At 47.6% G+C, this 307-nt stretch carries 1 protein-coding gene; it reads right to left on the bottom strand.

The genetic code is table 11. The features are described from left to right. Positions 1-152: 152 nt before the first annotated feature. Positions 153-307, bottom strand: a 155-nt coding sequence (locus tag AC0L3B_RS39090; protein WP_473383063.1) for a transposase domain-containing protein, incomplete at its 5' end; no start/stop codon positions are given.

Raw genomic sequence — 307 nt, 5'->3', positions numbered from 1 at the left:
GAAGACTGCTTTGCAAATGACTCAACAGAACGAATTTCTGTTGAATTAGTTGCTAATAAAAATATACGCAGACACAACGACTCTCAGCGCGTCCTTTTTAAAGATCCGAGGGCACTTATTGGCTAGCTGAACCAACGATATGTGTCCGCGCATCACGCCTTGCGTAATTCCACTGGCTGCCACTTATGCGGCAACAACTGATCAATCTCACTCGCCCGCTGTGTCGGTAGGCGCGTCAGAACATCCTTTAAATAGGCGTATTGGTCATGACCATTCAGCCGTGCTGACTGGATCAGGCTCATAATCG

It is taken from the genome of Bradyrhizobium sp. Kon56, from assembly GCF_055807635.1.
This window is presented reverse-complemented; position numbering and strand designations above follow the sequence as displayed.